The sequence below is a fragment of the Fusicatenibacter saccharivorans genome (assembly GCF_015557635.1).
GTDB classification, from domain to species: Bacteria; Bacillota; Clostridia; order Lachnospirales; family Lachnospiraceae; genus Fusicatenibacter; species Fusicatenibacter saccharivorans.
This window is the reverse complement of record NZ_JADNOP010000003.1, coordinates 82,195-97,588: the sequence shown is the minus strand read 5'-3', so window position 1 is coordinate 97,588 and position 15,394 is coordinate 82,195. Positions and strand designations below refer to the sequence as shown.

The window sequence follows — 15,394 nt, the reverse complement described above, 5'->3', positions numbered from 1 at the left end:
CCCGGAGCCGTTTTCGCAGATGATTATACTCTTACAATATAATCTGCTTTTCTTTCTTTTGCCTCCGGGTACTCACAGTCGCGATAGCCGAGGATGCAGTGTCCGATGCCAACATAATTTTCGGAAAGTCCCCACTCTTTTAAGAGGGCTTTTCCCTCCGGGCTCGCGAACTCTTCTTTTGCACGATGGATCCAGCAGGAATCCACACCAACGGCATGTGCTGCCAGCATCAGATTTCCCATGACAAGAGAGCCGTCCTCCACATAAGTTCCGCGCTCCGGGTCAGCAAGCACGATCAGAACGGTTGGAGCGCCGTAGAACGGATCGGATGTTGTACCCATAACAGCCGCATTCATTTTCGAAAGTTTTGCAATCAGCTCCGGTTTCTGTACCACAACAATCACCGGCGACTGTTTTCCCATGCCGGTTGCCGCATACGTTCCGGCCTCCAGAATTGCATCGAGCTGCTCATCGGTAATCTGCTCCGCTTTGTATTTGCGGATGCTTCTTCTTGTTTTGATTGCATTTAATACTTCGTTGTTCATGGTAAAAATCCTCCTGTTCTTTTTTTGTTTTTATCGCAAACGCCGCAGCTTTGTATACCGGACGCATTGCCTGCCTACATCTGTTTCCGCACAATCCGATACTCGTCGCCGAGCTGGTAGTACGGACAGTTGTAAAATTTATCCTGCAGAAAACGTGCCATCTCATCCTCATCGAGATCCACCTCGCAGGTGTAGCACTCATAATCCTCATCATACACAAAATTGCCGCACGACTCACAGCTTGTGGCCATCTGGCGGGAGTGCTTTTTCTTTTGTGCATGGGGTGTTGGTTCTATCATATGGCAATTCCTCCCATTTCTTACACTTCGCTTTTCCGTTTCGGCGCTTCCGGCAGAGGAAGAATTTCTATTTTTCATCCACAACCTGGAAAATGTAGAATTTCAGGTAATAGGACTCATCCGCCGCCCACAGAATTGGGTGATCCGGAGCCTGGGTGCGGTATTCTACCTGACGGAGACGTTTGTGGACGTTGTGAGCCGCCTGGTTGATGGTTTTCGTGAAGAGTTCGTAGTCCATAAAGTGGGAACACGAACAGGTGCACAGATAGCCGCCGTCTTTGACCAGTTTCATGCCGCGCAGATTGATTTCACGATATCCCTTGATTGCGTTTTTGATGGAGTTTCTTGATTTTGTGAAGGCCGGCGGGTCAAGGATAACGACGTCGAATTTTTCTCCCTCTTTTTCAAGACGCGGCAACAGTTCAAAGACATCCTCGCACACGAAAGATGCTACGTTTTCCAGACCATTTAAGGATGCGTTTTTCCGTGCCTGCTCTACGCCGAGCTCTGATGCATCAACGCCGATAACTTCCTTTGCTCCTGCATATGCCGCATTCAGTGCAAACGACCCGGTATGGGTAAAGCAGTCGAGCACTCTCGCGTCTTTGCAGAGCTTCTGCACAGCCAGTCTGTTGTACTTCTGGTCGAGGAAAAATCCTGTTTTCTGGCCGTCCTTGACATCGACGAGATAGTGGACACCATTCTCGATAATTTCAACGCTGGTGTCAAACGGCTCGGAGAGAAATCCTTTCACACGCTCCATGCCCTCCTGCTCACGCACTTTTGCATCACTTCGCTCAAACACGCCGCGGATCTTAACCCCGTCAGCTGCCAGAACCTCCTCCAACAGGCGGATGATCGTCATTTTCATTTTGTCGATACCGAGTGCCAGTGACTGAACGACCAGCACATCGGAGAATTTATCCACTACGAGTCCCGGCAGGAAGTCTGCCTCGCCAAAGATCAGGCGGCAGCTTGATGTGTCTGTCACTTTTTTGCGGTATTCCCAGGCATCCTGCACTCTTTTTCTCAAAAATGCTTCATCGATTTCCTGGTCGATATTTCTTGTCATCATACGGATGCGGATTTTGGAATGCTCGTTGATGAAACCTCGTCCCATCGGGTATCCGTCGAAGTCGCGCACCAGCACGATGTCTCCGTTTTCATATGCTCCTAAAATCGAAGCGATCTCATTATCAAAAATCCAGGCTCCGCCCTGCTTTAGGGCGCGGCCCTCTCCTTTTTTCAGTGTTACAACTGCGTTACTCAAAAGTTTTTCCTCCTTAAAACAATATAGTTAGCCATATCTAATCATAGACAAATGTGTTTTGCTTGCATTCTCAAAACCGCGCTTCCAGCGCTTTTTGCTGCTGCGCAGCTCCTTTTTGCACGAGTGAACTATAACGTCAGATTCCTCTTCCGTCAAACTCCGGAATGAAGCTCTCCTCGGCCACCGGACCTTCCTGTAAAAAGGCGTTGGTGACGCCGAGGGAAAACGTATAGTCCAGCAGACGCTCATACTCCCGCTTTGTCGTTTTCCGGTTCAGCGGACTTATGTTTTCCACCTGCGGAAGCGGCGTGTACTGGCTCATGAGGCTCAGCCAGACGGTATCGCCGTACGTCTCATAGACGTATTTTACCACAGCTTTTGCATTTTTTACAGCACCGGGCAGCAATAAATGGCGCACAATCACACCTTTTTTCATCAGACCATTCTCATCGAATACAGCCCTGCCCGTCTGACGCACCATTTCCGCCAGCGCCCGTTTTGCTGTTTCCGGGTAATCTTCTGCCCGCGAGTACGCTTTTGCAAGAGAGGGAACCATATATTTAAAATCCGTCAGGTAAATATCGATCAGCCCATCCAGAGCCTGCAGGGCTTCCACGCTCTCATACCCACCGCAGTTATAGACAATCGGTACGGTAAGTCCCTTCTCTTTCTCCAGAAGAAGTGCTTCCCGGATCTGCAGCACGTAGTGGCTCGGCGTCACGAGATTGATGTTATTCGCATTCTGCGCCTGCAGCTCCAGAAAAATATCCGAAAGCTGCCCGATCGAAATCACTTTTCCGCTCTCCATCTCCGCAATATGATGGTTCTGACAGTAGACACACCGCAGATTGCACCCGGAAAAGAAAACCGTCCCTGACCCCGTCGTCCCGGATATACACGGCTCTTCCCAGAAATGCAGCGCCGCCCGCGCCGCCGTAACCCCGGAGGGTGCCTTACAATATCCCGTCTTTCCATGCTCCCGGTCCGCTCCGCACTTCCGCGGACAGACCCGGCACCGGCTCATCTCCTGTTCCAAATCCAGCATCGTGTTTCTCCCTTTTCTCTTTAGAAAAAGCTGTGTCTCCGGAAAATAGTTCTTCCACAGACACAGCTTTCGTATTTCTATGCGTCAATTAATATGCCAGAATTTCATATCCATCTTCTGTTACCGCAACCGTAACCTCCCACTGGGCTGACGGTGCGCCGTCTTCGGTGTAGACGGTCCAGTCGTTGTCGGAGTCGATGAAGATTTCATCGGTTCCGAGATTGATCATAGGCTCAATGGTGAATACCATGCCCGGTACGAGCAGCATTCCGGTATCTCGTCTTGTGACATAGCTGACGAACGGATCCTCGTGGAACTCCAGACCGACGCCATGACCGCCGATGTCACGGACAACTTTATAGCCCTGGCTCTGGGCAAATTCATTGATCACCGCGCCGACATTGCCAAGCCGGTTAAACGGACGTACTTCTGAGAGTCCAAGCTGTACGGCTTTTAACGTATCTTCCACCAGCTTCTTTGAAACATCGTCTACCTCACCGATGCAGAACATACGGGAAGAGTCGGAAAAATATCCCTTATAAATAGTAGAAACATCGACGTTGATGATGTCTCCGTCCTGCAGAATTTCCTCCTCATTCGGAATTCCATGGCATACCGCATCGTTGATGGAGGTACACACGCTCTTCGGAAATCCTTCATAATTCAGCGGTGCTGCAATTCCGCCGAGTTCTTTTGTCTTTTCTGCGACCAGACGGTCGATGTCTTCCGTACTCATGCCTGCATGAATGTTTTCGGCCACATAATCCAGAACTGCAATATTGACAAGACCGCTTTCACGAATTCCATCGATCTGATCAGGTCTTTTGATAATTTTCTTCGGCGGAATTTTCCATCCCTTTAATTTATAAGAATTGATTTTCTCATCCAGCGCCAGATGGCAGTCTTTGTACTTCTTCCCGCTGCCGCACCAGCAGGGATCATTTCTTCCAATTTTTTTCAGCATAATGTTCTATCCTCTTTCTGAACGCGGAACGACAGATCCGATTTTCTGTCCCCCGCTGAAATTCATATAACTCCTCTACTACTTTACCACACTCCGGCAAAACTGCAAGCAAAAGTTACCAAATGAATAACTCTCTCAAAAGAGACCCTCCGCCGGATTCCGCATGCGGACGGCGTGTGCAGTAAGGTTATCATGCGTGAAAAACTTTTATATCCCGAAATACCGCTTTCCCATCCGATGCATACAGCCCGAAGCATCCGCCCGTCTGATCATACATCCGTGTTCCAAGCGCAATTTTGCCATCCACATAAGCTTCCAGAATCGTACCGTCTGCAATCACATCGACATGAAAACTTTTTCCTGTCGACATCGGCAGCGGCCGTTCCAGTTCCACCTCATATGGGAACATCTGTCCGCCCCGTTCTGTCATGCGGACTCCGGATTTAAACTCGATCCGGCGGCGTCCAAAATCAATCAGAAGATAATAACCGACTGTAAATGTTTCCCCGACATGTACCGCAATTCCAATGCTCGGGTTATCCCCGGCTACCTCGACGTCAAAGGAAAGGCGGCTCGTTTCACCCACCGGATTCAGCAGCAGCGCACTAAAATCGTACGGTGTATCAACCTTTGCCTGATCCTTTTCCAGCTTCCACTCTCCTGTCAGCGCCTGCATCTGAAGCGGTTCTTCCCGTCCCACGGCTTCCAGCACCTGCGGAATCGGCTTCACAAAAAGGTCGCCATTCTCATCCTGCCACAGCTCATGCACCACCAGACTGCCGCCCCAGTCCCATGTATTGCAGTCTTTTCCGGGATATCCCGGCGGATCAAAATTGTGCTCGTTGACTTCTCTTGTCGGATTCCAGCCGTAAACGTATCGATGAACGCCATCACTTCCCGTCTTTGCCGCATAAAAAGCACGCGTGTCGAACGTATCAATTTCCGGCGTCTGCCACGGTCCATACGGACTTCTGCTCTTCCGGTACATCGTCTGATAGCGGTCCGCATACGAAGAAAAGACGAGATAATACCAGTCTCCCATCCGGAAAAAGTCAGGGCACTCAAACGCACACTGTGCATTCATCGGAGCATAGAACGGCTCGCAATAGTCCCAGTGATGCAGATCCTTCGATTTGCACAGACCCACACAGCCTCTCCTCGTCGTTTTTCCTTTTTTCTGCGCCGCAAAAATCATCCACCAGCAGTTTTCCTCCTCACTCCAGAAAACAAACGGATCCCTCCAGTGGATCGGCTCATAGATCACATCATCCGATGCGAAGCGGTCCTCCGGGATTTCCGTCCACACATCCAGATCGGTGCTGACGGCGTGATTCATGTAGTTCTTCTCTGGCAACTTCTGAAAGGTACAGTAAAACATGTGATACAGGCCATCCACTTTGATCACAGAACCCGTGCCGCCCACAATTTTTGTATCATGCTCCGTATAATGAATATGATCCGTTGTGCTCAGCATCACCCAGCTGTCCTGATGCTGTTCATCCCGGTTCGCACGGTAATTGCGAAGATAAAACGGTTTAAAAACACCATTGTCGTAATAGGGGATCACATCACCCAGCACTGCCTTTTCCGGTCGAAAATAAAGACTCATCCGCTCACCCTCCCATCGTTATCAATTGAATATTTTCAAAGCGCACCTTTCCGTCAGATACAGCAAGACCAAACTTCCGGTCGTGCAAGTCATACGCGCGCACACTGAGAGCCGTTGTTCCGCCCACATAGACTTCCATCACAGACTCATCGATATAAATTTCCATGGAATACGTTTTCCCCGGAATCAGTTCCAGCGGCCGCTCCAGCTCGACATCGTACTGGAACGTCCATCCGCCCTGCTCATGCATACGGATTGCGCTCTTGTACTCCAGACGCTGCCGCTTCGGATCTAAGTAGAAATAGTAGCCTCTCGCAAACTCCTCATCCACCTGCAGTGCCACGGCAAAGCGCTCCGTTCCTTCAGAAAACGTGAAATCAAGTGCCAGACAGCCCTGATGCGGAACGTCGTTTTCACTGAGTGCAGACGCATAAGCATACGGCGTATCAACAACGGCAGATGTTTCACCAATCTCCCACGCGCCGTTCATCGGTGCCCACTTTACGTCATTTTGAATGCTCAGAACCTCTTTCAGCGCCGGATTTGGTCTTACCGCCAGTGTGCCGTCCTCCCGTGCATAAATTTCATGCGGAATCAGCGTACCGCCCCAGTCATATGTTTTGTAATCGTATCCCTCGTGGTTCGGATCCGGGTCGAAATTCCAGGTATTCTGTGTCCTTGTCGGATTCCAGCCGAACAGATACCGGTGGTTTCCATCCCCGCAGCTTTTTGCCGCGTAGAACGCACGACCGTCAAAGGAATCTGTTTTCGGGCGTTTCCACGGTCCATGGCAGGAACGGCTCATGCGGTAAATGGTCTGGAAACGGTCTGTGAACTGTGAAAAGATCAGATACCACCAGCCGTTTTCGTAAAACATGTCCGGGCACTCGTACGCAGCCATGCTCGCATGCGGTGCATACAGCGGCTCACAGCACTCCCAGTGGTGAAGATCGGCAGATTTACATAAGCCTACACAGCCGCGGCGGCCTGTTTTTCCCTGGCTCTGCGCGCACAGCAGCATCCACCAGCAGTTTTCTTCCTCATTCCAGAACACGTATGGATCGCGCCAGTCGGTCGGCAGATAGATCGTTTCGTCCGGTCCGAATGTTTCTTCTTCGTGTTTCGTCCAACTGTCCAGATCACGGCTCGTCGCGTGGCAGACGTACTGCCGCTGCGGATTCTGTTCAAAGACGCAGTAATATAAATGGTAAATCCCATCTGCCTTGATGACAGATCCCGTTCCTCCCAGAATCCCAATCGCCGTCTCCGGCCCGTAATGCACCATATCTTTTGTGTTTAGCAGATGCCAGCCGTCTTTCCTGTCGCTGCCGAAATATGGATTCCAGTTTTTCAGATAAAAAAGGTGGAATTTCCCATCTTCATAATAAGGAATCACATCGCCGACACGAGCATGCTGCGGGGTATAAAATAACTGCATATTTTTTCTTCTCCTTTCTGTTTTTCTGCGGTTTTTCCCGCTTTTTCGTACTCTTTTTCCGATGCTTTTATTATACTTTTTTCCCTGTAAAATTACAATTAAAATCAGGTATATTTGCCCCGATTTCCGGCAATACTTTTTCATGAAACCACCAAAGAAAGCAAGAAAGGAAGATGCACGATGAGTGGAGATGCAGAGCTTTTAAACTTTATTTACCAGAACTCCCAGATGGGTGTCGACACGATCCGGCAGCTCATTGGAGTCGTTGAGGACAAAGACTTAAAAGAACATCTGAAAACCCAGTTTCAGGGCTATGAAGAATTTCATCAGGCGGCAAAGGAGCTGCTGAATGAGCACGGCTACGATGAAAAAGGCCTTGGTATAGTGGAAAAAGCACGCACGTATTTTATGATAAACCTGCAGACTATGACGGATCCGTCCGCCTCACACATTGCCAGCATGCTGATTACCGGAAGCAGCATGGGCATCGTCGAGGCAATCCAGAAGTACCGCCAGTATGAGGACGCGGATCCCAAAATCCGGGATCTGATGGATAAGCTGCGAAAATTTGAAGAACACAACATGGAAAAATTAAAAGATTTCTTATGAAAATCATATTCAGCCAAACTACCCGCATCTGCAGATCCTGCGAGTGGCAGCTTCTTTCGGATGCAAAGGAATCGAGAAACGATCCGGTACCGGCACAAAACAGTGCCGCACCGGATTTTGAGTTGTTTTGACCGTTTTACAAACTTTACATACATTTAACACAAAACTGTTTTTAGATGTGTTATCTTCTAAATGTAGGTTTTTTCTCGAGTAAGACCTGCAAAACGTGTATCTATTGTTAAAACCACGAAAAGAAAAAGAAAATTACGTAAAGGGAGAAATTATGGACATTTTTGGAGTGTTATCCTTTGTCGGTGGCCTTGCCATGTTCTTATACGGCATGAGTGCCATGGGCGATGGCCTGACCAAACTTTCCGGCGGTAAACTGGAATACCTGCTGGAAAAGCTGACCTCAAAGCGGATTATGGCAGTTCTTTTAGGTGCCGGTGTTACCGCAGTTATCCAGTCCTCTTCTGCAACTACTGTTATGGTTGTCGGATTCGTAAACTCCGGCATCATGAAGCTGAACCAGGCAGTCGGCATCATTATGGGTGCCAATATCGGTACCACCATCACTTCCTGGATCTTAAGTCTTACCGGCATTCAGGGCGACAATGTATTCATTAAAATGCTGAACCCGTCGTCCTTTTCCCCCATTCTTGCAATCATCGGCGTTTTTATGCTGATGCTGGCAAAGAGCGATAAAAAGAAAAATGTCGGTACTCTGTTAACCGGTTTTTCCATTCTGATGTTTGGTATGCACACCATGAGCAGCGCTGTATCACCGCTCGCAGATGTACCGGAATTCACGGGACTTCTCGTAAAATTCTCAATTCCGGTGCTCGGTGTTCTTGCCGGAACCATTCTGACCGCCGTGATCCAGAGTTCCTCTGCTTCTGTCGGTATTCTTCAGGCACTCTGCGCAACCGGTTCCGTCAGCTACGCCGTAGCGATCCCGATCATCATGGGACAGAATATCGGTACATGTATCACCGCATTGCTCTCCTCCATCGGTACAAGCCGCAATGCACGCCGTACCGCAATGGTTCACCTTTATTTTAATATCATCGGTACTGTTCTTTTCCTGGTTCTCTTCTATGGAATCAATGCCTTTGTACATTTTCCATTCCTGGAAACCTCGGCAAATGCAGCCGGCATCGCAATCGTTCACTCCGGCTTCAATATTTTCGCAACACTGATCCTGTTCCCGTTTGCAGACGGACTGGTCAAACTTGCGAAACTGACCATTCCGGACGGACCGGAAGAAAAAGCAGACGAAGCTGTTCAGATGCTCGATACCCGTTTCCTCGACAGCCCGGCTTTTGCTCTGCAGCAGTGTAAAGTTGCAGCCGCAAAAATGGCAGAACTGACCGAAACCGGTCTTGTTACTTCTGTTGACCTGATGGCCTCCTACAACGAGGCGGATGCGGAAAATGTAGATATTCTTGAGAAAAAGGTGGATCATTTTGAAGATGCCCTCGGCACATATCTGGTGAAGCTTTCCAGTGAAAAGCTTTCCCCGAAGGACAGCCAGACACTTTCCATGATCCTGCACTGCATCGGCGATTTCGAACGAATTTCCGATCACACCGTCAACATCATGAAAGCTGCAAGAGAAATGCATGACAAGAACCTGCAGTTCTCCGCTGACGGAGCCGCAGAGCTTGCTGTTTATGGAAAAGCAGTCAAAGATATTATCAGCCTGACCTTCTCCGTTTTCAATAATGAAGATGTGAAAAAAGCAAATGAAGTGGAACCGCTCGAGCAGGTGATTGACAGCCTGAATTCCAGACTGAAGAATCACCACATCGAACGGCTCCAGAGTGGAAAATGCACGATCGAGCTTGGTTTTATCCTTTCCGATGTGATGACCGACTTCGAACGGATTTCCGACCACTGCTCCAACATTGCCGTCTGCGTCAGCCAGATCCACAGCGGATCGTTTGATACACACGAATATCTGCATGCGCTGAAGAAAGAAGAAGAGTTTGAGTCAGAGTACAAAGAACTTAAAAAACAGTATCAGCTGCCAACGCTGAAAGCCTAAAAACAGACTGTACTGTAACCATAAGCTGTACAACCGGGAATTTTTATGGTAAGAATCTTCCCTTCCTTAGGCTGTCACTGTTTTGTTTTATTACCATATCACAGATGCATTACTCAATCTACTATTTTTCTCTGAATTTTTCCAAAAAATACCGACTGCCCATCAATATTGATATATTCTACATTGGCAGTCGGTATTTCTATTTCATTCTATTCTTTTCTTTATACCACCTGATCCTTCGCAATAAATACCGGGAAGGAATCGGTTCCTTTGAGCTGTTTTCCCTCAGATACCGTAACGTATTTATCAGAAACAACGTACTCAATCTCAGCGCCTGCTTCAATCACGGTATCCTGCATCAGGATGCAGTTCTTTACTTTTGCTCCCTTGGCTACCTTGACACCACGGAACAAAATGCTGTTTTCGATTTCGCCTTCGATCACACAGCCGTCTGCTACCATCACGTTTTTCGCTTTTGATCCGTTGATATAACGGGTCGGATTGTCATCGCGGACTTTAGTATAGATCGGGTTTCCCAAGAAGAGGCTATCCAGATTTTCATCTTTTAAAAGCTTCATGTTCTCATCGAAATAGCTCTTCATATCATCAATTCTTGCCTGATAGCCGGTAAACTCATATCCCTGAATGTTCAGCTTCTCAGTTTGGGGTGCCAGGACATCACGCTCAAAGAATTTATTTCCAAGGACAAAGCCTTTTTTGATTTCGTCGATCAGAAGCTGACGCTCCATCACGTAGATATTCATCGATACATTCTGTACTCCGTTTTCCTCCGAGTTTACAAAGATCTTGCTGATCTTCTGTCCTGCCATGGAGAAAGTGTAGTGCAGATAATTGGTTTTCTCGTAAGAGCTTCTGACGCCTTCCGGAATCGGCTGTTTGGTATAAGCAGCAGTAACATCTGCGCCGCTTTCGATATGCTGATTCAGCATCTCTTTGAAATCAAAATTGCAGGCAATGTTGGTGTCCGCCATAACAACGTATTTTTCTTTCTGCCATTTCAGAAAATCGAGAACATTTGCCAGCGCTTCCACTCTTCCGGAATACACCTGAATTTTCTTCTCGGAATAAGGCGGAACAATGTTTAAGCCGCCTTTTTTTCTGGCAAGATCCCACTCACGTCCGGAGCCGAGATGATCCATCAGCGAATGGTAATTTTTGCGGACGATAATGGATACATTTCCGATTCCGCAGTTTACCATGCTGGATAAAATAAAGTCCACCATGCGGTAACGGCTGGCAAAAGGAATGGAGGCCATCAGACGCTCGTTTACCAGATCCGGTACCTGATCATCATAGCTGTTTGGGAAAATGATGCCCAGTGCATCTGCATTTGCGTTTACCATTCTTCTTCACCATCCTTTACATTTGCATTTACCATTGCATTTGGTCCTACTTTGGCACGCTCACCGATATGGATTCCGGATCCGATGGTGGCAACACCTTTTTCACCGTCATGCGGCATTTCTCCTACCACGGCATTCTGGCCAATCACAACGTTTTCCGCAACGATACAGTGTTTCACGACTGCTCCGGATTCGATCACGGTTCCTCCCATGATAACGGCATCTTCTACTTCTGCGCCCTCTGCAACCTTTACACCGGAGAACAGAATCGAACGTTTGACATGACCTGCAATACGGCAGCCATCGGTGATCATACAGTTTTCCACAACAGCGGTTTCGGTGATCTTATGGCCTGTTTTTCCGCTGTTTCGGCTGTAAATCTTCCAGTCATTGTCAAACAGGTTGATTCCGCTGTGTTCCGGATCGAGGATTTCCATATTTGCCTCCCACAAGGAGGAGATGGTTCCTACATCTTTCCAGTATCCGCTGAAGTGATAAGCGTACATATTGCGTCCGTCTTTTAAAAGATTCGGGATGATGTTGTTTCCGAAATCGTTCGAAGAATTCGGGTCTGCCTCGTCCTCAATCAGATATTTTTTCAGGATATCCCAGTTGAAAATGTAGATACCCATGGATGCCAGATTGGATTTCGGCTGTTTTGGTTTTTCCTGGAACTCGGTGATTTTGTCATTTTCATCTGCCACCATAAGTCCGAAACGGGATGCCTCCTCCCATGACACTTCCATAACCGCAACGCTGAATTCTGCGCCCTTTTCCTTATGGAAGCGTAGGAAATCACTGTAGTCCTGTTTGCAGATCTGGTCTCCGGAAAGGATGATGACGTACTCCGGATCGTAGCTCTCGATGAATGGAATGTTCTGGTAGATGGCATTCGCAGTTCCTTTATACCAGTCAGAACCTGAGGCTTTCTGATAAGGAGGCAGCACGTGAACACCTCCATGGAGGCGGTCCAGATCCCACGGCTGGCCGTTTCCTATGTACTCATTTAACACCATTGGCTGATACTGTGTCAGAATACCTACGGTATCAATTCCGGAATTTACGCAGTTAGAAAGTGGGAAATCGATGATTCTATATTTTCCACCAAATGGAACTGCCGGTTTTGCAAGCTTCTCGGTCAGCGCATAAAGGCGAGATCCCTGACCTCCGGCAAGAAGCATTGCTATCATTTCTTTTGCCATAATCTATCCCCCTGTTTTAATAGATGCATTCATTATAACACACTATTTTCTCTATGGACAATCTTTTTGTGCATTTTTCACTATTTTTTATTTTTTTACCGATTTTATTCTGTATTTTTCTCCAGTTTTACAGTTCTTTCGTGAGCTTTTTACATTTTGTGCCACCAAGCCGGGCTTGCAGATTGCGGAAATCGCTTATCTCTTGCAGTCACAGCCTTGCTCCTTTGACCGTACAAAAAGCAGCCCCGCAAAGCCTTATGGTAAAGGTCTGCGGGGCTGCTTCTATGTTTTTTTGATTTTTTATGCTTTTGTAACGGTAACTGCCTCTTCGAGATCGAACTGGTCACCGTACGGTTTACAGTCATCATAGGCGAGGGACTGCAGAACAACATTCAGAATACGGTACGCACAGGTCTGAAGCTGTCCAAGCGGCAGGGTTCCGTCTGCGACAGATGCTACAATTTCCTGGCGGTTTCCTTTCTGGCCAGGCATCTGCAGATCGTTTCCTGCAAGAACACATTCTCTTGAAGTGGAATGTCCGTATTTCAGGTTATATTTGTAAGCGAACAATCCGCTCATGTCCTCTGAGGTTCCCCAGTCGGTCATGACATAGCCTGCGAAGCCCCACTCATCTCTTGCTGCTGCTGTCAGAAGGTCGTGGCTGTTGGCAGTATGTACACCGTTTACCAGGTTATACGAGGACATGATTGTCATCGGCTGTGCTGTCTTGACTGCGATTTCAAAGCCCTTCAGATAGATTTCACGCATTGCACGCTCGCTGATATGCTCATTGACGTACATACGGTTGTCTTCCTGGTTGTTGGCTGCAAAGTGCTTGATACTGGTTCCGATTCCGGCATGGGACTGGATTCCTCTGGTATCGGCTGCTGCACACAGACCTGCCACAAGCGGATCCTCTGAATAGTACTCGAAGTTTCTTCCGCACAGCGGATTTCTGTGAATGTTCATGCCAGGTGCCAGCCATACGGAAATGTGGAATTCTTCCATCTCTTTTCCGACGATATCACCGCATTTCTGGATCAGATCCATGTTCCACGATTGTGCAAGGAGTGCTGCTACCGGGATTGCGGTGCAGTACTGGAAATACTCCGTGCCGCCTTCCGGAACTTCGATTTCATTTTTGTTAAACGCATCTTCCAGAGGATTTCCGGAGGATACCATCTTTCCGTCTGCATCAACGACAAAGTGCGGAATCAGACGAAGACCGGCCGGACCGTCTGCAAGAATCGTATTGTAAATACCTCTGTCCGCAAGAAGAATGGAAGTTGTATCTCCCGCTGCTCCAGGCGCCATATCGGAAGAAGATCCGATAAAGCCTTCCTGTCCGAGGCCGTCTGCCGTACCATTGCAAACGGTAGCCATCTCCTCTACGGTCAGCTGCGATACGAGATCTTTTAATGTTGCTTTTCCGCTCTTTACATCTGCCGCAGTCAGCTTCTCTCCCTCATAAACTGGGAATGCTTCCGGTGTTCCACTGTAGATAACGGTCTCTGTCTTGATGCATTTACTGCAAATCTCAATCTGTTTTGCAGCTGCTTTTTCTTCTGCCTCACCTTCATAGCTGTACGGTGTTACGCCTGCTTTGGAGAGTTCCTGCGGAGCGTCATCTGCCGGGAAGAGATTCTTTCCCTGAACCGTAACAACGGTCTCTTTGAGATTCAGGGCTGCTGCCACTTTCGTTGTTCTGGAGCTGTTACCGACACGGATGTAATACGTTCCTGCTTCGAGTACCCATGCTGCTTTTTTCTCATCGTAGGAAGCCATAGATCTCGTCGGGAAGGAAATGGTAATCGTCTGGGACTCACCCGGCGAGAGCAGATCGGATTTTCCGAAGCCGCCAAGCTCCTGATACGGTTTCTCAATCGTTCCATCCGGTGCGGAATAGTAAACCTGTACGACTTCTTTTCCGGCGAATGTATCACCAATATTCTTTACGGATGCGGTAACGGTAACGTTCTTATCATCTGCCTCCACGTCCCTTACTTCCGTCTCAAAATCAGTATAGCCTTTGCCATAGCCGAAGCAGTAGTTCGGGGTTACGTTGAAGGTATCAAAATAACGGTAGCCGACATAAATGCCGTCGCTGTAATACTCATCGTTGGTGTCACCGTTGTTGTGGCTGAAATTTTTTGAGGACGGATAGTCTTCATAGGAAGCAGCCCATGTATCGGTCAGCTTTCCTGATGGGATGCTCTTTCCGAGAACAACGTCTGCAACGATGTTTCCGGTTGCATTTCCGGCCTGTCCTGCAAGAAGAATTGCATTCAGTCCTTTGATTTTCTTTAACTCTGTGGTGTCTACAAGGTTCGCAATATTCAAAATTAAAACTGTTTTCTCATAATGCTCTGCCAGATAGGCAATGTCAGCGAGCTCGTTTTCGCCGAGCAGATAATCGCATGCTCTGTTATAGCGGTCTGCACCTTCACCGGAGTTTCTTGACAGAACGTAGATAGCGGTATCGGTGTCCTCTTTTTCGGTAATCGCAGGTACGTCAGGCTGCACAAATGCTTCCGAGAACATGACAGCAAAAATCGGAATGTGAAGCTCCTCTGCTTTTTTTGCCAGCTCTGCCTGATATGCAGCCTGCGCATCTGCAAGCACTTTGTCATATTCGTCAAGCCATTTACCGGTCAGAATTTCAAAGCCGGCCTCTTTTAAGCCCTGTTCAATCGTAACAACCGTTCTTGTGTTAACGTCTCCGGAACCGGTACCCCCTTTTACCGTGTGGCGGACGCCGTTACCATAAACTGCGACTTTTCCTGCACCGGCAAGCGGCAAGGTTCCGTCGTTTTCAAGAAGTGTCATGCACTCACCGGCCAGTTCACGTACCAGCGCGGAATGTTCTTTTTCTCTAGCAGATACTTCTCCTGTTTTTGATGCATAAAATGTTGCCATAATTCTAATACCTCCCAATAATAAATTCACATATAGCGCTTTTATTGTAACGCATTTTTCGTCATTATGCAAAAGTTTTTTCACCC

At 48.0% G+C, this 15,394-nt stretch carries 12 protein-coding genes; 2 read left to right on the top strand and 10 right to left on the bottom strand.

The features are described from left to right. Positions 1–23 precede the first annotated feature (23 nt). The 7 genes from I2G42_RS03645 to I2G42_RS03615 all read right to left on the bottom strand — a co-directional run bounded on the left by I2G42_RS03645 (position 24) and on the right by I2G42_RS03615 (position 7,170). Positions 24–545 carry a nitroreductase family protein gene (locus I2G42_RS03645; protein ID WP_022461381.1) on the bottom strand — a complete coding sequence of 174 codons (522 nt, stop codon included), beginning with the start codon at positions 543–545 and terminating at the stop codon, positions 24–26. 74 nt (positions 546–619) lie between these two features. Continuing rightward, a complete protein-coding gene (locus I2G42_RS03640; protein ID WP_226906373.1) occupies positions 620–796 on the bottom strand; it encodes a DUF6472 family protein in 177 nt (58 codons plus the stop codon). 115 nt (positions 797–911) lie between these two features. Next, a complete protein-coding gene (locus I2G42_RS03635; RefSeq protein ID WP_195530753.1) occupies positions 912–2,114 on the bottom strand; it encodes a class I SAM-dependent rRNA methyltransferase in 1,203 nt (400 codons plus the stop codon). A gap of 136 nt (positions 2,115–2,250) precedes the next feature. Next, positions 2,251–3,159, bottom strand: coding sequence for a radical SAM protein (locus I2G42_RS03630; protein ID WP_243277133.1), 909 nt, complete (start codon positions 3,157–3,159; stop codon positions 2,251–2,253). Positions 3,160–3,247: 88 nt separating this feature from the next. After that, positions 3,248–4,123 carry a methionyl aminopeptidase gene (locus I2G42_RS03625; protein ID WP_022461385.1) on the bottom strand — a complete coding sequence of 292 codons (876 nt, stop codon included), beginning with the start codon at positions 4,121–4,123 and terminating at the stop codon, positions 3,248–3,250. Between the two features lie 190 nt (positions 4,124–4,313). Beyond that, on the bottom strand, positions 4,314–5,732 hold the full coding sequence (locus I2G42_RS03620; protein WP_173829803.1) for a GH32 C-terminal domain-containing protein: 1,419 nt from the start codon (positions 5,730–5,732) through the stop codon (positions 4,314–4,316). 4 nt (positions 5,733–5,736) lie between these two features. After that, entirely contained in the window at positions 5,737–7,170 is a 1,434-nt protein-coding gene (locus I2G42_RS03615) for a glycoside hydrolase family 32 protein (protein WP_173829802.1), read from the bottom strand. Positions 7,171–7,350: 180 nt separating this feature from the next. Here I2G42_RS03615 and I2G42_RS03610 point away from each other — a divergent pair, with 180 nt between their 5' ends. Together I2G42_RS03610 and I2G42_RS03605 are read left to right on the top strand one after the other, a co-directional pair. Continuing rightward, a complete protein-coding gene (locus I2G42_RS03610) occupies positions 7,351–7,779 on the top strand; it encodes a hypothetical protein (RefSeq protein WP_055265297.1) in 429 nt (142 codons plus the stop codon). A 283-nt stretch (positions 7,780–8,062) separates the two neighbouring features. Beyond that, entirely contained in the window at positions 8,063–9,826 is a 1,764-nt protein-coding gene (locus tag I2G42_RS03605) for a Na/Pi cotransporter family protein (protein ID WP_195530752.1), read from the top strand. A 221-nt stretch (positions 9,827–10,047) separates the two neighbouring features. Here I2G42_RS03605 and glgD read toward each other — a convergent pair whose 3' ends face one another. The 3 genes from glgD to I2G42_RS03590 form a co-directional block, all read right to left on the bottom strand. Next, positions 10,048–11,190, bottom strand: coding sequence for a glucose-1-phosphate adenylyltransferase subunit GlgD (glgD, locus tag I2G42_RS03600; protein WP_055219498.1), 1,143 nt, complete (start codon positions 11,188–11,190; stop codon positions 10,048–10,050). Further along, a complete protein-coding gene (locus I2G42_RS03595; RefSeq protein ID WP_195530751.1) occupies positions 11,184–12,392 on the bottom strand; it encodes a glucose-1-phosphate adenylyltransferase in 1,209 nt (402 codons plus the stop codon). The genes glgD and I2G42_RS03595 overlap by 7 nt, the downstream gene beginning before the upstream one ends. Positions 12,393–12,692: 300 nt before the next feature. Further along, complete coding sequence (locus tag I2G42_RS03590; protein ID WP_195530750.1) at positions 12,693–15,308, bottom strand: glycoside hydrolase family 3 protein; 2,616 nt, start codon at positions 15,306–15,308, stop codon at positions 12,693–12,695. Positions 15,309–15,394: the final 86 nt, after the last annotated feature.

Bases quoted from the DNA above. Each gene is read 5' to 3' on its own strand.
- I2G42_RS03645 (WP_022461381.1), bottom strand. From the start codon at position 545: ATGAACAACGAAGTATTAAATGCAATCAAAACAAGAAGAAGCATCCGC.
- I2G42_RS03610 (WP_055265297.1), top strand. From the start codon at position 7,351: ATGAGTGGAGATGCAGAGCTTTTAAACTTTATTTACCAGAACTCCCAG.
- I2G42_RS03595 (WP_195530751.1), bottom strand. From the start codon at position 12,392: ATGGCAAAAGAAATGATAGCAATGCTTCTTGCCGGAGGTCAGGGATCT.
- I2G42_RS03625 (WP_022461385.1), bottom strand. From the start codon at position 4,123: ATGCTGAAAAAAATTGGAAGAAATGATCCCTGCTGGTGCGGCAGCGGG.
- I2G42_RS03590 (WP_195530750.1), bottom strand. From the start codon at position 15,308: ATGGCAACATTTTATGCATCAAAAACAGGAGAAGTATCTGCTAGAGAA.
- I2G42_RS03615 (WP_173829802.1), bottom strand. From the start codon at position 7,170: ATGCAGTTATTTTATACCCCGCAGCATGCTCGTGTCGGCGATGTGATT.
- glgD (WP_055219498.1), bottom strand. From the start codon at position 11,190: ATGGTAAACGCAAATGCAGATGCACTGGGCATCATTTTCCCAAACAGC.
- I2G42_RS03640 (WP_226906373.1), bottom strand. From the start codon at position 796: ATGGCCACAAGCTGTGAGTCGTGCGGCAATTTTGTGTATGATGAGGAT.
- I2G42_RS03620 (WP_173829803.1), bottom strand. From the start codon at position 5,732: ATGAGTCTTTATTTTCGACCGGAAAAGGCAGTGCTGGGTGATGTGATC.
- I2G42_RS03630 (WP_243277133.1), bottom strand. From the start codon at position 3,159: ATGCTGGATTTGGAACAGGAGATGAGCCGGTGCCGGGTCTGTCCGCGG.
- I2G42_RS03605 (WP_195530752.1), top strand. From the start codon at position 8,063: ATGGACATTTTTGGAGTGTTATCCTTTGTCGGTGGCCTTGCCATGTTC.